This window comes from Candidatus Acidulodesulfobacterium acidiphilum, assembly GCA_008534395.1.
In the GTDB taxonomy this organism is placed as follows: Bacteria; SZUA-79; SZUA-79; order Acidulodesulfobacterales; family Acidulodesulfobacteraceae; genus Acidulodesulfobacterium_A; species Acidulodesulfobacterium_A acidiphilum.
Genome location: SHMQ01000002.1, coordinates 23,992 through 40,136, shown reverse-complemented (window position 1 = coordinate 40,136; position 16,145 = coordinate 23,992). Strand labels below are relative to the sequence as shown.

Here is a 16,145-nt window from a genome sequence, read left to right as displayed (position 1 = left end):
TATAAAAATATAAAAGATTAATTTTCATATGTTCTGCCACACCCAGACAACTCGTCCTATTACAAAGTGATCCCCGTCGGCAATCTCTTCTTTTTTAATAAATATATCGTGAAATTTAGGATTTTCCGATTTAAGAGTTATGCCGTTCCTGTCTTTAATGACGTATTTGATAAGAGCGCCTTCATAGTCTAAATTAACGCAATAAATATATCCCGATACGAGTTCTTTGTAATTTAAGTCAATTCCTACATAAGAGCCGTCTTTTATATAAGGCTCCATGCTTGGACCGATTACTTTTACTACGGCTAATTTTTTCTTAATAAATTCTTTCGGGACTAAAAGCGTATCAATAGGCTCGATTTCGGTTAAATTTACAAATTTTCCGGCGCCGGCAAAAGAATAAACGGGAATGGTTTGATATTTGGATTTGTCGAGACTTAAGTCGTCGGCTTGAGATTCTGAAATACAGGAAGCGGAAGGAATTATATTTTGATTTTTTTTGTAAAAATATTCAGGGCTAATATTTAAAAAATTAGCTATTTCTATCAAATAATCAAGTGGAATTTTATTTTTATCAAATTTATTAATATAAGCTTGAAATTGTTGAGCCGATATATTTAACTTACTTGCGATTTGTTCTTGCGTTACATTCTTTTCTTTAATAGCAGATTTAATTTTTTCTGCTATTTGTTTATACAATTCCGTATTAATTGATTTCATAGAACAATTAACCTTTTATATTTTGTGATTTTAAATATATATCATAAAAATATTGCATAGTAAATAAACCCTATATTTAGTTTATCAACTTCGCTATATTACATATAGGGTTTAAATTATATTGATATTGTATTTTTTTTTAAATTTAAGCTTGACATATTAAATATTAAGTTGTATTATTTTAAATATTAAGTTGTTAAATTAAACTTTAAGTTGTGTTCATTCATACTAAGAGGTCAAAATTAAAATTATGCATCCATTAAAAATATATATCAAAGAAAATCGTATTAATATTGGAAATTTCTGTAAGTTATTAGGTATTTCAAGGCAAAGTTTGCATAACATTATTAACTACAAATTTTATCCCCGAAGAACGCTTGCAAAAAAAATTGAAATTATAACTAACAACAAAATAACAGTAATAGATTTGCTATACCCTGAAAATATTAAAAATGATGAGGTTGAAAATGCAAGCCAAAAAAATAATTAATCCAGAAATTAATGCGACGCTTTTTAAATATATAGAAGCAGTAAAAATATCCAAAAACAATCCAGATGACAAGATTTCACAAATTCAAGTTAGTTTTTTGAAATATATTATTAAGTCTTTAATTTTAAAGGATTTTATTGAAAATGGAAACTAATATACAACCGCAGTCTTTAGATTTAAATAATTTAAATAAGGAAAACTTTAATCCTGAAGTCGAAGAACTTCGCCAGATGTTTAAAGTTATTATTTCTGAAATTAACGAACTTAAAAATCAAAAAGTAGAGGAAGAAAAGAAAAGACTAATACCTTTCAAAGAGGTAATGCTCATATTGGGTATCGGACGGTCTAAATTATATGACATGGTAGCCAAACAGGAAATACCAAGCGTAAGAATTGACGGTTCTATAAAATTCGACAGAGAAGATATTGAAAAATTCATTCAGGAAAAGAAAAAAGAAAAGTTTTCGTTTCAAATAAACGTGGGGGAATTAAGAGGAAAAAAATATATAAAAAATAAAAAATAAGGGGGCATTATGAAAACGGGGGGCGTTTTAGAATTCGTAAGATGGTTTAGAGAACATTATTCCAAAAATGATTATGCATTCGCAATGAGGGAATTTCAGGCGGAGTGCATAATTGAGAAAGGAAAAAGATATAAAGTAGTTAATGTTTATCCGCAAAAAATCGAAGGGTTTTATTTCATAGTCTATAAAAAAATTCCTATTAAAGAAAGTTTCAAGAAAAATACTTACATTAAGGACAATGTTTTTGAGGAACACCACATTTATTTTTAGAAAAAAAAGGGGCATTATGGAATATTTTATTAAAGTAATGGGAATAGGCGTAATAGGAATTGGCATTCCATTGACGAAAATTAAAGTCGAAGGCGAACCTGTAAAATTACCGGAAAGAGAATATTTAAGTTTATTTGTTTGCAGAATGCCGGAAATAAGTTTTTCTTCCGCCGGTCAAATTAAAGTTCATAACAATATATTTACAGGTTGGCGCGTTGTAGAAGAAAAGACAGGACTAACGGTCGGACACGGGAAAAGCAGGTCCGGTGCAATAAGACACGCTTATAAAACATTACAGAATTACTCAAAAGAACAGTTAGAAGAATTTATAAAAAAAAATGAGAACAGAAAATGTTTATCAGAGCCGATGACAGATATCTAAATTTACAGGTTATCGAATGGAGATTTAAATAAATTATGAAAACAAAATTAACTCCATTCGGCTACTTCGGCGGCAAATTTTTTATGGCGGATAAGTTAATGCCTTTATTTCCGAAACATAAAACTTACGTCGAAGTTTTCGGCGGGTCCGGCGCGATACTGATAAATAAAGAGCCGTCCGAAATCGAAGTTTATAACGATATAGACGGCGAACTTTATAATTTTTTTAAGGTTATAGCGGACGGAAAGCTGTTTAAGAAATTTCAAGAGAAAATAAGTTTATTGCCGTATTCCCGCGAATGCTATTACGAATATCGTGATATGCGGACGGATAAGCTTAACAAAGCAGAGCGGGCGGTAAGGTTTTATTATCTGATTAAATCAACGATAAACGGCGAACATCCTAACGCCAAGAAAGGAGCCGGTTGGCGGTTTTCGATAGACGTGAATATACCAAAATACATTAGAAATAGCATTGATAAATTAAATTTAATACACAAAAGACTTTCGGATGTTTATATTGATAATTTGGATTTCAGAAAATTAATCGCTAACTGGGACCGCCCCGATACGTTTTTCTATCTCGACCCGCCTTACGTGGCAAGTTCCCGCAAGAGCGGCGGTTATATGTTCGAGATGACGGATAAAGACCACAACGACCTTATCGATATTCTTTTAAGTATTAAAGGTAAATGGCTTTTAAGCGGCTACGATAACGATATTTATAACAAAAGGCTTTCAGGCTTTTACAGGCAGGATTTTAATTGTCTTGCTAATAGCTTGAGGTATAGGAATAAAAATAACTGTCCTGAACGGACGGAAACCGTCTGGGCTAATTACGATTTAAACTAGCAGGGGCAGATACCGCTCTTTGCGGAGGCGTAAATTAATATGAATTTACTTTTTAACGAAGATAATTTTTATAGAAATTCGTCAGGTTTAATTATTCCAAAAACTTGTTTACCCGAAAAACGTTTGATAGCGATGGATTTCTTTTCGGGCATTGGCGGATTTAGCTTAGGTTTAATCAATGCGGGTATTAACGTAATAGCGGCGGCAGAATGGGACATAGCGGCCGTTCATACATATTCTATAAATTTAGGGGCGTATCCGCTTAAAATGATATTTGTCGAAGAATCCGACAGGGAACGCGCCGAAAAGTATTTTCAAAAAATGATGACTAAAACGGAAGACGGCATCGTTCATATGGAAGTTTCCGGCAATAATCGTCATAAAGTATGCCCCGCGTGGTTTGAAGGGGTTAAATATATATTCGTCGGAGACGTAAGGAAATTGTCGTCGGATAGGATTATGAGCGAATTAGGAATTAAACCCGGCGAGTTGGATTTAATGGTCGGCTCTCCACCGTGTCAAGGATTTTCGACTCTTGGAAAACGCAACGTATTGGATCCCAGAAATAGTTTGGTTTTTGAATATGCAAGGTTTATATCCGAGATGAAGCCTAAAGCTTTGGCTATGGAAAACGTTCCTAATATCGTAAATATGGTTACCCCTGACGGAATTCCTATAATGGACGAGTTTTGCAGAATTTTAGAAGACGGCGGATTTGGCGTTACGGATGCACTTAAGAAATCGCTTGCTTTAACCGCGGGCGTCGGCGGCGCTTTAAGAAGTGCAAGTAACTGTAATTTTAAGAAAAATAAGCAAAAAACAGTTAAAAGAAGAATAAAAAATAAAGGAGAACAGTTAAATTTGTTTTAAAAAAATTATGAATTTTCAACCTATAAGCCTAAAACTCGCTAACGAATTTGTTTTGGCTAATCACCGCCATAACAAGCCCGTCGCCGGTCATAAATTTTCGATAGGCTTGTTTGACGACGAAAGGCTAATCGGCGTCGCAATTTGCGGACGTCCGGTAGCGCGTATGGCGGACGATGGATTAACTTTGGAAATTTTAAGGGTCTGCACGGACGGGACGAGAAACGCAAATTCTATGCTTTACGGTAGAGTTAAGAAAATTGCGCAAGTAATGGGTTATAAAAAGGTTCTCACTTACACGCTTGCGGAAGAAAGCGGCTCGTCTTTAAGGGCGGTAGGAGCTCAAAAAGACGGTTTAGTTAAGCCTCAAGAGTGGTCGAGAGAAAAAAGAAAAAGAGAGACGCAAAATATTTATAAAAAGGAGAAAATCAGATGGATACTATAGAAAATAGCAAAAAATACAAAGCAAAAATAGTTTTGGCGGGTTTCCAAAAAGTTATCGTAGAAGTCAAAGGAGAATCACTAATTTTAGGAAGCAATAATTTTGTAAAACTTTTTATATATAGACTTCCGTTTATTTCCGTTGGCGGAAAAACCTGTATTTTGGGGAACAGTTGGCGGGTTGCCGAGGAAACGACGGGGATGCTAATAGGAAGCGGTCAAACTAAGCAGGAAGCCGTCAATCACGCAAAGGCAGTGCTAAAAAGATATTCTAAAGAAAAAATATTAGAACAAATCAATAAATATAAATAGGAGTTTTTATGAGCAGGTATCGATTTTCAGATTTTGCAAAAGAAATTAAAGCCGAAAAAGATATTTTCGGCAATACCTTATTGGATTGGCAAAAATACGGCTGGATTGGCTATGATGACCCGCTTGAAACTTATTTTATGCAATTGGATAAAGACGAAGATTATCCGACTGTTTGGTATGGCATTAAGTGGTTAGAAATTAAATCGCCGTACGTTTTAACGGCATTGATAGAAAAATTGTTTGGTTGCGGTATTCAATTCAATCAAGAAATTATAGACGCTTTGATAGACGAAAGAAACGACAATTATCAAGAAATTGAAATAGTAGAACGTCTTAAGGAATGGGATAACCGATACAGGAAACAAACGTTCACCTTTCAGGAAGAATATATCAAGGCGGGATTTGCCGAAAAAGTTTTTGAATAATAATTTTAATTAAATACGGCAAGGGATTGCAATTTATCCTCGCCTTGTAAAGACGGGGTCTTCTTGCTGGTTTTAGATAAAATCGAGGAGTATTAATATGTCTATGATTAAATGGATAAAAATATCTACTAATATTTTTGACGACGAAAAAATAAAATTAATAGATGGAATGCCGGAGCGAGATACTATTTTAGTTGTATTATTTAAAATATTTGTTCTCGCCGGAAAAAGCAATAATTCAGGCGAATTGCTTTTTTCAAATAAAATTCCCTATACAGATGAAATGTTGTCCACTATATTTGACAGACCGCTAAATTCAGTAAGATTAGCCTTATCGGTGCTTGTTCAATACGAAATAATAGAATTATTAAATAAGGATGAGCAGAAAATTTATTGTTTGAAAAACTGGAGTAAATATCAAAATATTGACGGTATGGAAAGAGTGAAAGAACTTAATAGGCAAAGAGTTGAAAATTATAGAGAAAAACAAAAACTTTTATCGTTAAGTTCAAAACATGCAGAATCCGAAATTTATGAATTATATAAAAAGGGATATACACTTAGGGATATTGGAAAAAAATTTAATATGTCAAAAAATACAGTGTCGAGAATTATTAAGAAAATTGAAAATTTATTAAAAGAAAATAATAATATGCCTGATCAATACGATAATGAAATATTCCAAAATAATTCTAATATCGACAAGCAAGAAGATAGCGAATATGATTCTGATAATAAAACCGGCGAGACGCAACTGTCCCATATCTGTCCCACAACTGTCCCATATCTGTCCCAAGATTGTCCCTATGTTGTCCCTATGTTGTCCCACGACGGGACAAAAATTACCCCAAAAACTGTCCCAAATTTTGTCCCAAGGGACAATGCAAATGCAAGTGAGAGTAAGGATAATTGCTGTAACGTTACAAGTAATGTCTCTGTAACGTTACGTAACGCCTATAAGAATAAGAATAAGAATAAAGATATAGATTTAGAAAAAGAAAATACAGAAGAAGAAGATTTACGCAACGACGAAAAACGCCGTTGCGTTGTAATACCGGAAAATATAATATCTTTCAATCCTGAAAATAATAAAATGGAAATCCCCGAAGCACTCATAAAAATTTTACAATCAGCATATCCGGATGTTGATTTAGAATTAAAGTTTAAAGAAATGTCTTTATGGCTTATGAGCAATCCGGAAACAGTATTGGATATACAAAAAAACAATGCAGGCAATTTTATGAGATTTGCCGTGAAATGGCTTTTTAACGAAAAAACTAAAACCAAAGCTAATGCTAAAACTAAAAAAGCAACAAAATACAATATTTCTTTTGATTCTGAAATAGCAAGCTTTACCGGTTTAACTGAGGACTACCTAAATATTTTAAAATCGAAATTTCCATATCTTGATATTTATTTAGAAATTAAAAAAATGGAGTCTTGGTTATTAAACAATCCTTCAAAACGACCGGCGAGCGATTATATGCGTTTTATAAATAACTGGCTTACAAGGGCGCAGGATAATAAATCCTTAAAATCGTCTATTAATTATTCGAAAAGAACTTGGGATGAAATAAGAACCGAAAAAAATAACGAAATTTCAAAAAGGCTCGAAGAAAAGATTAAAGCGGGGTTATTATGAATAATGATGAAAAATTAAGGATTAAAAACGCATTAATGGTGTGCGCCGAACTCTTTAACAGGAATTTATCCGAAGGCGTTCTTGAGATTTATATCAGTTCCCTTAAAGAATATCCTATCGATAATGTCCTTCACGCTTTAAAATCCTGCACGCAGGAAATATCATATATGCCTACTATCGCCGATATATTGAAAAAAGTTAAAAACAAGACTGATATTCATGTTATGGCGGAATTAGCTTGGAGTTACGTTTTAAACGTAATAGACGTATGCGGCATATATGAAAGCTTTACTTTCAAGGATAAGGCTATTAGAAAGGCGATTTCGCTTATAGATTATGACGTAGAATTGTGTGGGTGTAACAGAACGGAAACCCACTGGAAAAAAAGGGATTTTATCGAAAGCTATAAGGTGTTTGCGGAATCTAACGGTAATTACGACGCTCCAAATTATTTTTCAGGAATAATAGAAATCAATAACGAAAGATGGGAAGATTTCAAGGGAAAAATATACGTTGCCGAACTAAAGCAGTTTGTAGAACAGGAAGATATCATAAAAATAATCGACGGGTACAAACCGAAACTGTCGCTTGTCGATAAAAAATCAAAAAATAAAATAGTGGGGGTAAAAATTAATGTATAGCGAAAATCAAAAAAATCAAATAGTCATTGATTTGCCTTTCGTGGCGCCATCTCTAAACGAGTTCTACGCAAATTCGAATCCGTATTTTAGGAGTTCCATTGTTAAGCGTCTAAAAAACGATGTCCAGTGGTTTCTATTATCGAAAGGCTTTAAGCAAAAATGCTTTCCGTTCGGCAGAAGCAAAGTAGATATTTTTGTCACGGTTTGCTTTGCGGATAAAAAACATAGAGATGTCGATAATTATTTTCCTAAACCTATTATAGACGCTCTAAAAGGATTTTTAATCATCGACGATGATGAAAGGTATATTAATTCTTGTTCCGTGCAAATAAAGCTCGGTTGCGGGGAGAAAAAGACGGTTTTGCAAATAAGCAGAACCTAATTTGAGGAGAAAAAAATGGTCAATGATTTATTAAAAGAAATTAAAGATGTTAATCCTGAAATACTAAACCGCCAGATAGACAAGTGGACTGCTCCAGATATGCGTTTCGTAAAGGAATCATTCTGGCAGGATAGTGCTTCGGTTAACATATTTAGGGTTAAAGGAACTCAACATCCGGATTATGCGGGTTTAACATGGTTGGAATTTCTGGAAACAGGCAAAAGAATGGCGCTTAATCTTAATTTTTTTAAAACTAATCCCGATTATTACAGGCAGACCAAAAAGAAAATCCCATCTATGTATTATCAGAGTATCGACGGCGGAGAACTTTATATAGGCGGAGACGGCAATCACCGGACGGCTATATGCAAGGCTTTTTTCTATTTAACCGGCGAAACTACGCTCCACGGCGTAACGGTAACCGATTATCGCATGAATAACGAATTAAAAGGCATATTCGACGATATTAAAAAGACCATAAGAAAAAAAGGGCTATCCGTAGATATAGACATAGTTTCCGAAACGGCATCAAGGGACGATTCCGGCGGCTGGATGTTAGAAAAATATAATCATAAGTTAAAAGTTATGGACTATAAGAAAAATAAGGACTTTTTTTTAAATAACAATACCGAAGCCAAAGAATTTCTCGAAAATATCAATATGTCAAAATTTTGCAGATTCTTTGGTTTTTTTAAAAAATAAAAAAATAACTTCGCTATATATTTTAGGGGGCAAAATGATAAAAAAAGAAAAAATCGATTTAAGCAAAGAAGACGTCAAGAGATTAAAGAAAATTCAAAGCTTTTATAAAAAAAATTCAGGAATTGAAATAAGTTTTGAGACCTTAATTCACGAATTAACTAACAAAGGAATTGAATTTTATGGAAAGAAAAAGGAAGCGGCGTAGATTTTTGATATTCCGGCTTTCGCTAGTTCAATATAAATAAAAATAAGGAGAATAAGAAGTGGAAAATTTAAAAATAACTTTTAATCTTGAAAGTCCTGCAATATTTCAAAATAGATTTACGACGATAGATTCTATTTTGCTTTCTGTCTTTTTTAAAAAATACAAAGAGGAAAAGAATATTACGGATTTTATTAAAACGGAAGATTTTTTGGACGAGATAGGCAAGTTTCTCGAAATAAAAAACGGAATTATATCAGGTTCTATATGGTACGCAGACAAAGATAGCCCTATCTACAAAAGTGAATACAGGATGTTTAAGTCTATGAAACACGAAGAATATAAAAAGCATGGGTTTTTTACCGATAAAAAATTTATTACCGATAAAGGTCAGTATAAGGCCTATAATTTAATTTTTCCAATATTGGTTTTGCCGAAAATTTATTTTTATGTAACGGGACATAAAGACAAAATATTGGATTTATTAAAAGAAGTTAAATATCTTGGAAAAAAAGCAAAAATAGGTTTTGGATTTGCGGACGATGATCCTGAAGTAGAAGTAATCGATGAAAACAAAGGTATTTTATTAAATGCAACTACTGTTTCTAAACCTCTTCCATGTTCTAAATTTTCGGTAAATACCCATAGAGTTATGTTTTATAGATTTTATCCGCCTTATTGGCTAAAAGAAAATAAGGTTGCTTGTTATATGCCGCCTATGTATTACACGGAAGAAAAAGACGTTTCTTGGGATAAAGGATTTAAAAGTATTACCACAATGGATTTTATGAGTTCAACGGAATTTATGTACAAAAACACAAAGGATATGTTTTCTTTCACGTACGAAAAAAAGCCGTTTGTTCCTGAAACATCTGAAAAAAAACATATTTGTATAATGTGCGGCGGGAGTGACGGAATTAAAAGAGATACAAAAGAAAAAGAAAAAATATTTCCGAAGACTTTTACGGATTTTGGATTCGTAGAAGCGGGAGATTATGTCTGCGATTATTGCAAGGCAATCGAACACAGCGAAAATTATAATAAAACGGCAAATTTGTTTATTTCTAACAATGAAAAAATCTATATAGGCGGCGGAAATTTAGATAAAGCGGTGAAAGAAAATACTCAGCGTCCGGCAGGTATGACAAAAGAAAAATTCGACAACTTAATCAAAAATAAAATTAGGGAAACAAAACTTCAATTTTACAAAAATATTAAAGATAAAACGCCGCCGTTTCTTATAACTATAAAAAATGATTCCAACGGCGCACATCTTGTTTTCAAGTCAAGCGTCAATGTCAGTAATGCAATGTTTCAAATAGCAAACAAGCAATACGGCGTTATGACGATAGATACCGAAATGTTTCTAAAAGCGGTAGAGGAACTGGATAATTCTGAAGACAAAACGGATTATTTATATTCCAAAAACAAATATATCGGTTTTAAGGCTAAATACACGCACGATATTCTTAATTTACTAAAAATTATTTATCCATTCAATTAAGGGGGATGAAATGTTAAGCAAAAAGCAGACGGAAATTTTAAAAATAGCAGTAGAAAATGCAAGGAGAAAATTTATTCATTTGCATGAATTATCAACCGGATTCGGCAAATCAAGTTATTTATTGCCTCATATCGCAGTGGAGCTTCTTAAAGACAGGAAGGTTATAATATCTACTTTTACCAATTCTTTAGCCGACAAGCTATTTTTAGATTTCAAGGAAAGATTCCCTAATTTGAAAGTAGGCATAGTAATCGGAGCGGAAAATTATTTAGATTTAAACAAAATAGACGACGAGTTTTATTCTTATTTTACGTATCCGGATAAAGTAATTGAATACGCTAAAACTTTAAATAAAAATATAACGTTTGAAGAGTTGTACAGGAATTGCCTTTTAAACGACGACGACAAATTAGTAGTATCAAATATCTATCATGCAGACAACAGGCAAGATTTGGACAGCGTATCTGAATATGATGTATCAATCACCAATCATGTTTTTCTTATAATGCTTAGATACAATAAAAACGTCGATTTATCGGAATATTACATATTGTCCGACGAAGTGGATAAAATGTACGAAGCTCAGAAATTAATTTCTACTTCGAGTTTTTCTGTTTCACGATTTACAACTTCGCTAAAAAGAATAATAGGAAAAAGCAAAATTGACAGAACGGCAAAAACATATCTCGGTAAAATCTATAAAGAATCGTCTGTATTACTTAAAAAATATAAGGACGAAAATAAAATCGACTCGTATGTAACGGACAAGCGCTTATTTAAAGATTATCTGGACGATTTAACTAAATTTGCGTCGTCTCGAAAAAAATTAACGAAATTAATTAAAGAACTAAAAACCGACAGATACGCAAAGATTTTTTTACAGGAGTATACAGAACTTAACACCATAGTTAATAGCGAAGAAAATATTTCTTTGTATTATTCGCCTGCTAAGGGTTATCCGACTGTCCATTTTCAGTCGCAAAGCGTTCAATCGGGTTTATATAATTTTTTTAAAAGTTTATCTGGATTTGTCGGCGTATCGGGAACTCTTTTTACTGTCCCGCCGCCTGCCGATAAAAAAGAATTTTCTCAAAGCATAGAAATGGATAACGGCGATTATATAATTAAAAAACTTGGTCTTAGCGGACTAAAAGATAAAGTAATAATTAAAAGCGAACCAAGACTATTTCCTACGGATAATATCAAGATACACACTGATTATCTTGTAAAGAAAAATAAAAATATGTCTGACGACGGGACGCCGGATGCGGAATGGGTTGACGGCATAGCCAGTTACATAAATAAAACGTTTGAAAACAAAAATTCGTTGGTAATAGCCGGAAGTTATGCGGAAGTTAAGGCGCTACATTCTGCATTAATAAAACTTTTGCCAAATACAAACATCATTAAAGCTGACTATACGATGACGCAAGCCCAAACTATTAATAAATTTAAACTTGAGGGCGGAATATTGATAGGAACGAGAACTTATGCAACGGGCATCGATTTGCCCGGAGACGAACTTGAAAAGTTATATATAACAAAACTTTTATTTCCCCCGATCAACGACAAAGACATGCAAGACAAGAAAGCTTTCAATGACGGATATTACTGGAATACCGTTTATAACGACATGCTGTTTATAACCCGCCAAAGTCTCGGAAGGCTTCAGAGAAGACCTGACGATAAAGGCGATATATACATACTTGACGCAAGAATAAACGACGAAAGAATCAAAGCCAGATTAAATAGAATTTTTAAAAACATAGGCAAATTAATCTAATTTTAAATTTAATTTATGGAGGTATCAAATTATGAGAATTGACATTAGGGCAGTCACTAAAACACCGGTAGGCATTATCGATAGTGCCGACAAAGGCAACATTTACATCAAAAAATTAGTTGTGTGTATTGGGAACACTCTTTACGAGGTAGGTTATCTGCCTGCAAACGGAGTAAACGGAAAATTGCGCAGGATTATGACTGAGCTTTTGTTGGAGAAAGCCCTATCCAAGGGCATAAAGCTTACGCCCGCCGATTTTTCTTTGATGTCTAATGGAGGCGGCGTAAACCAGAAAAAAAACAAGAAAAAAAATAAAGACAATAAAAGCGAGAGTGACAACGACGTCGACGCCGATAAGAATAAAGATAAAAAGCAAACGAAAAGAAATGCAAAAGATTTAAATGAAATAAGAAAGTTGAATCCCGTAATATCTGTATTTGGAACAGGACTTATCATTTCTGGCAAAATAGCCATTAATAACTTTATACCTACTACTGATATAATTGAAAAACAAGTTGATCATAGGACGATAAATTTTGATATTAAAAAACCGTCGTATATACAAGAAATGAACATAGCGCATATGGACGATTTAAGAAATGTTTCCGTAACTGCAACGAAAGTATTTACATTAGAGGAATTACAAGCCTATCAGGAACAGATAAAAGTAGATAAAGAAGATGACAAGACTTCCATACAAATGTTGATAAGCAAAGAGTACATCGTCCCGGGCATAACTTTGCATAGCTCGATTATGCAATTGCCTGACAGATACCTAATTGAAGAATATGAATATGGTTTACTTCTAAAAACGCTTGAGATTTTTGCTGCGGCGAGGGTAGGTTCTACCCAAAAAAGCTGGGGAGTAATCAATTACGATATGTTCATAGACGGAGATTACGGCAATCCTTTTCTTCAGTCCCGGTCTGACGATGAATATACGTTTAACGTAAACGTGAAACCGCAATATACAAGCGAACAACGGAAGGCTATTACGGAGGCGGACAAATGGCTTGATAATATATCCGCAGAAAACATAAATATAGAAAAATATTTTAAAACATCTGCCGATGATGATGCTCAGGAATAATTTGATTGTCTGTCGCTCTTCTGATATTTTTGCATTACTCAAGTGCGACAGACGAAAAAAGATGATTTGGTCGGCAGTTATTTGATTTCATTTGGTAAAATTTGGGTATAAGTTTAACATATGTGGGGTTAAAAGAATGTCGAACGCCGAACTTGCTACAGGTACTACAAGTATAAGTTTAACATATGTGGGGTTAAAAGTTAAGATATTCAAAGTAAAGTCGATAAAAAATCTTGGTATAAGTTTAACATATGTGGGGTTAAAAGGTTTGTAAGGGCTTGATAATGGAAACGGATAGCGTTTACTATAAGTTTAACATATGTGAGGTTAAAAGTAGTTATCGCCGGAAATTTAATATCGTCCTTGTAACGTATGAGTTTAACATATGTGGGGTTAAAAGGGATTAGCTGAAATTACAATTTATAAGATGACTTGTGTATGAGTTTAATATATGTGAGGTTAAAAGGTCATAAAAAATTTTTCGGCATCGGTTTGGGCGGAGTATGAGTTTAATATATGTGGGGTTAAAAGCGATACGGGCGCCGGTTTCATACATTAGAAGAACCGGTATAAGTTTAACATATGTGGGGTTAAAAGCTGACACCGACTAAAAGAGCGTGTCGATTTTCGAGAGTATGAGTTTAATATATGTGAGGTTAAAAGTCGGGTTCTTCAGGAATAATTTGAGACGAAAATTCTCGTATGAGTTTAACATATGTGAGGTTAAAAGAATTCTCCATCAACTATATGAGACAAGGATGCATCTCTGTATGAGTTTAATATATGTGAGGTTAAAAGTCTATCAGACGTTCTATAAGGGATTATTTAAATAGGTATGAGTTTAATATATGTGAGGTTAAAAGAGGGAATTTACAAGCTGCGTTCCCTGCGTGCCTTGCGCGTATAAGTTTAACATATGTGGGGTTAAAAGTAATAGGTTGGATTAGAATACCATTTTGTATCGTAGTATGAGTTTAACATATGTGAGGTTAAAATAAAATTAATTTTAGGAGGTTTTATGAAAATTAAAGTTACGTTATCAAATAATTTATCCGGTTTTGATTCAAGAGATATCAGAAATTTTATTGGTTCTATCGCAGATGAAAAAGATAAAGATTTTGTTATGTATCATGGTAAGGGTCTATCGCCTGTTATTTATTCTAAACCTTATCGAAATATTTTTGAAATCACATTTGCAAAATCAGATAAAGAGTCTATAGATGTTATAGGCGATTTAGCCAATAAATTAAATTCAGGAAATTTTGTTTGTTACGGCGAAAAAATCAATAAGGTAGATGTAAGTTACGACAATTACCTATCGTTTGCAGATAAAAAGGAAATGGTATTTTATAAGAGCAGAACGCCATTCGTTCTGGGAGTTAATAATACCGAATATAAGATATTGTTTAACGTTTCCCAAAAAAGCGATAAAACCGATTTTATAAAATATCTTAAGCGCAGAATAATAGACAGCGTTATTTTTCAAGCAAAAGAATATTTAAATAGCGAATTGCCATTTGATTTGTTAGATAAAATAGAAATTTATTTTCAAAATCAAAATAATCAATTCGTTTTTAAAAATATTAAATATAAAGACAAAATTTTGCCTGTTATGTATTTATCTTTTATATCAAATTATCGCTTGCCTGAATTTTTAGGATATAAAATGGGACTTGGATTTGGACAAATTTCTAATGTTATTTAATTTATATTATTTTTTTGTATTGACAAACATTTATTAAAATGATATTTTTTTTATAACCTTAATAAAAGGAGGCTCACGTGGATAGTTATCAAAAATTAGTTTGCAAGATTATATCGGAAAATCCGGGTATTACTTTTACGGCATTACAGTCGAAGTCAAAATTTTCTAAAGAGGTTTTATCGGATATTGTAGATTCCTTAACGAAAGAACATTATATATATCAACATTATAAAAATTTTTATTTGGTCCGTAAAAAAAATACTATACAAAGAAGTTATTTTAAGACTGCTCTTTCGTTAATTGTTTTATTTCTCGCCTTTTTTGCTTTATCTCAAAAATCCTACGCTTATACGCCAAAGGCTCCAAATATAAGAGGCAACGTGTTTAACCCTAAACTTTCCGGATATAAATATATCGATTTAAACAAAATCCATAAAAAAGTAATTATATTAAATTTTTGGGCTACTTGGTGTCCGCCTTGCCGGGCGGAATTGCCTATGCTTAATAGATTTTATAAAAGAAATAAAAAGAACGTATTGATAATAGGCATAAACGTAAACGTCCTTAAAAACGGAGTCAAAAACTTCGTCGAACAGTTTGACGACGGCTTAACTTATCCTATAGTCCACGCAAATATTTTGGAATTGCAAGACTACGGCGGAATAAACGAAGTTCCTCAATCGTTTTTTATAATGCACCATAAAATAGTTTTTCATTGGACGGGACAGCTTACAAGCGGTTTGCTTAACGCCGTAGTGCAGAAAATATTGCGTTTTGAAGCAAAATAACTTTTTTATTAATTTATGTATTGACATAGATTTATTAAAATGATATTTTTTAATTAATTTAAATTTAAAGGAGGCTTTATGCAATTATCGAGCACAAAATTAGAAAACGTAAAAGAAGTAAAAGGCATTGTCAGAGGAACGGCAATTTATTCGGAAAAGTTTATTGACTCATTTAAAAGTTCCTACGAAGTCAAAAAAGGCGGGTTTCTTGATGTGTTTGCAAATTCGACGGATGAGACTATCAAAGAAGCGATAGAAAAAATGACGGCAAATGCCAGCGATAATGGGGCAAACGCTGTAGAAGGCATAAGAATCGACGTGCAGAATATCGTTTCAAACAGTAACGATTACATAACGGCGGTCACGGTTTACGGAACGGCAGTTGTTGTATAAAAAATAAAAATTAATTTTAAACGGAGGTATT

The 16,145-nt window shown here is 33.1% G+C and carries 20 protein-coding genes and 1 CRISPR repeat array; of the genes, 19 read left to right on the top strand and 1 reads right to left on the bottom strand.

Annotation, left to right across the window (positions count from 1 at the left end; translation table 11 throughout):
- Positions 1-24: 24 nt before the first annotated feature.
- Positions 25-720, bottom strand: coding sequence for an XRE family transcriptional regulator (locus EVJ48_01450; GenBank protein ID RZV40183.1), 696 nt, complete (start codon positions 718-720; stop codon positions 25-27).
- A gap of 250 nt (positions 721-970) precedes the next feature.
- On the opposite strand from EVJ48_01450, the gene EVJ48_01445 reads away from it, so the two are divergent.
- The 19 genes from EVJ48_01445 (at position 971) to EVJ48_01355 (ending at position 16,114) form a co-directional block, all read left to right on the top strand.
- A complete protein-coding gene (locus EVJ48_01445) occupies positions 971-1,210 on the top strand; it encodes a hypothetical protein (protein ID RZV40182.1) in 240 nt (79 codons plus the stop codon).
- Positions 1,211-1,353: 143 nt separating this feature from the next.
- Positions 1,354-1,734 (top strand): DNA-binding protein, encoded by a 381-nt coding sequence (locus EVJ48_01440; protein ID RZV40181.1) that lies wholly within the window; start codon positions 1,354-1,356, stop codon positions 1,732-1,734.
- Between the two features lie 9 nt (positions 1,735-1,743).
- A complete protein-coding gene (locus EVJ48_01435) occupies positions 1,744-2,004 on the top strand; it encodes a hypothetical protein (GenBank protein RZV40180.1) in 261 nt (86 codons plus the stop codon).
- Positions 2,005-2,020: 16 nt separating this feature from the next.
- On the top strand, positions 2,021-2,386 hold the full coding sequence (locus EVJ48_01430) for a hypothetical protein (protein RZV40179.1): 366 nt from the start codon (positions 2,021-2,023) through the stop codon (positions 2,384-2,386).
- Positions 2,387-2,421: 35 nt separating this feature from the next.
- Positions 2,422-3,237: a DNA adenine methylase gene (locus EVJ48_01425; GenBank protein RZV40178.1), complete on the top strand. Its 816-nt coding sequence runs from the start codon at positions 2,422-2,424 to the stop codon at positions 3,235-3,237.
- 39 nt (positions 3,238-3,276) lie between these two features.
- The gene (locus tag EVJ48_01420) at positions 3,277-4,107 is read left to right on the top strand and encodes a DNA cytosine methyltransferase (protein ID RZV40177.1); all 831 of its coding nucleotides are present in this window, start codon (positions 3,277-3,279) and stop codon (positions 4,105-4,107) included.
- Between the two features lie 4 nt (positions 4,108-4,111).
- Positions 4,112-4,549, top strand: coding sequence for a hypothetical protein (locus EVJ48_01415; GenBank protein ID RZV40176.1), 438 nt, complete (start codon positions 4,112-4,114; stop codon positions 4,547-4,549).
- Entirely contained in the window at positions 4,537-4,857 is a 321-nt protein-coding gene (locus EVJ48_01410) for a hypothetical protein (protein ID RZV40175.1), read from the top strand. The genes EVJ48_01415 and EVJ48_01410 overlap by 13 nt, the downstream gene beginning before the upstream one ends.
- Positions 4,858-4,865: 8 nt before the next feature.
- The gene (locus EVJ48_01405; GenBank protein RZV40174.1) at positions 4,866-5,282 is read left to right on the top strand and encodes a hypothetical protein; all 417 of its coding nucleotides are present in this window, start codon (positions 4,866-4,868) and stop codon (positions 5,280-5,282) included.
- Positions 5,283-5,379: 97 nt separating this feature from the next.
- Entirely contained in the window at positions 5,380-6,924 is a 1,545-nt protein-coding gene (locus EVJ48_01400) for a hypothetical protein (protein ID RZV40173.1), read from the top strand.
- On the top strand, positions 6,921-7,565 hold the full coding sequence (locus tag EVJ48_01395) for a hypothetical protein (GenBank protein RZV40172.1): 645 nt from the start codon (positions 6,921-6,923) through the stop codon (positions 7,563-7,565). Before EVJ48_01400 ends, EVJ48_01395 begins: the two co-directional genes overlap by 4 nt.
- Positions 7,558-7,947, top strand: coding sequence for a RusA family crossover junction endodeoxyribonuclease (locus EVJ48_01390; protein RZV40171.1), 390 nt, complete (start codon positions 7,558-7,560; stop codon positions 7,945-7,947). Before EVJ48_01395 ends, EVJ48_01390 begins: the two co-directional genes overlap by 8 nt.
- Positions 7,948-7,962: 15 nt before the next feature.
- A complete protein-coding gene (locus tag EVJ48_01385; GenBank protein ID RZV40170.1) occupies positions 7,963-8,649 on the top strand; it encodes a hypothetical protein in 687 nt (228 codons plus the stop codon).
- A 263-nt stretch (positions 8,650-8,912) separates the two neighbouring features.
- Positions 8,913-10,355 carry a hypothetical protein gene (locus EVJ48_01380; protein RZV40169.1) on the top strand — a complete coding sequence of 481 codons (1,443 nt, stop codon included), beginning with the start codon at positions 8,913-8,915 and terminating at the stop codon, positions 10,353-10,355.
- A 10-nt stretch (positions 10,356-10,365) separates the two neighbouring features.
- Positions 10,366-12,138 (top strand): hypothetical protein, encoded by a 1,773-nt coding sequence (locus EVJ48_01375; protein ID RZV40168.1) that lies wholly within the window; start codon positions 10,366-10,368, stop codon positions 12,136-12,138.
- Between the two features lie 31 nt (positions 12,139-12,169).
- Positions 12,170-13,228, top strand: a complete 1,059-nt coding sequence (locus tag EVJ48_01370; protein RZV40167.1) for a hypothetical protein — start codon at positions 12,170-12,172, stop codon at positions 13,226-13,228.
- A gap of 105 nt (positions 13,229-13,333) precedes the next feature.
- Positions 13,334-14,224: direct repeats of the CRISPR family, unit length 30 nt; unit sequence GTATAAGTTTAACATATGTGGGGTTAAAAG.
- A 22-nt stretch (positions 14,225-14,246) separates the two neighbouring features.
- The gene (locus EVJ48_01365; GenBank protein RZV40166.1) at positions 14,247-14,933 is read left to right on the top strand and encodes a hypothetical protein; all 687 of its coding nucleotides are present in this window, start codon (positions 14,247-14,249) and stop codon (positions 14,931-14,933) included.
- A gap of 77 nt (positions 14,934-15,010) precedes the next feature.
- Positions 15,011-15,721 carry a TlpA family protein disulfide reductase gene (locus EVJ48_01360; GenBank protein RZV40165.1) on the top strand — a complete coding sequence of 237 codons (711 nt, stop codon included), beginning with the start codon at positions 15,011-15,013 and terminating at the stop codon, positions 15,719-15,721.
- 78 nt (positions 15,722-15,799) lie between these two features.
- A complete protein-coding gene (locus EVJ48_01355; GenBank protein ID RZV40164.1) occupies positions 15,800-16,114 on the top strand; it encodes a heavy metal-binding domain-containing protein in 315 nt (104 codons plus the stop codon).
- The last annotated feature ends 31 nt before the right edge of the window (positions 16,115-16,145 follow it).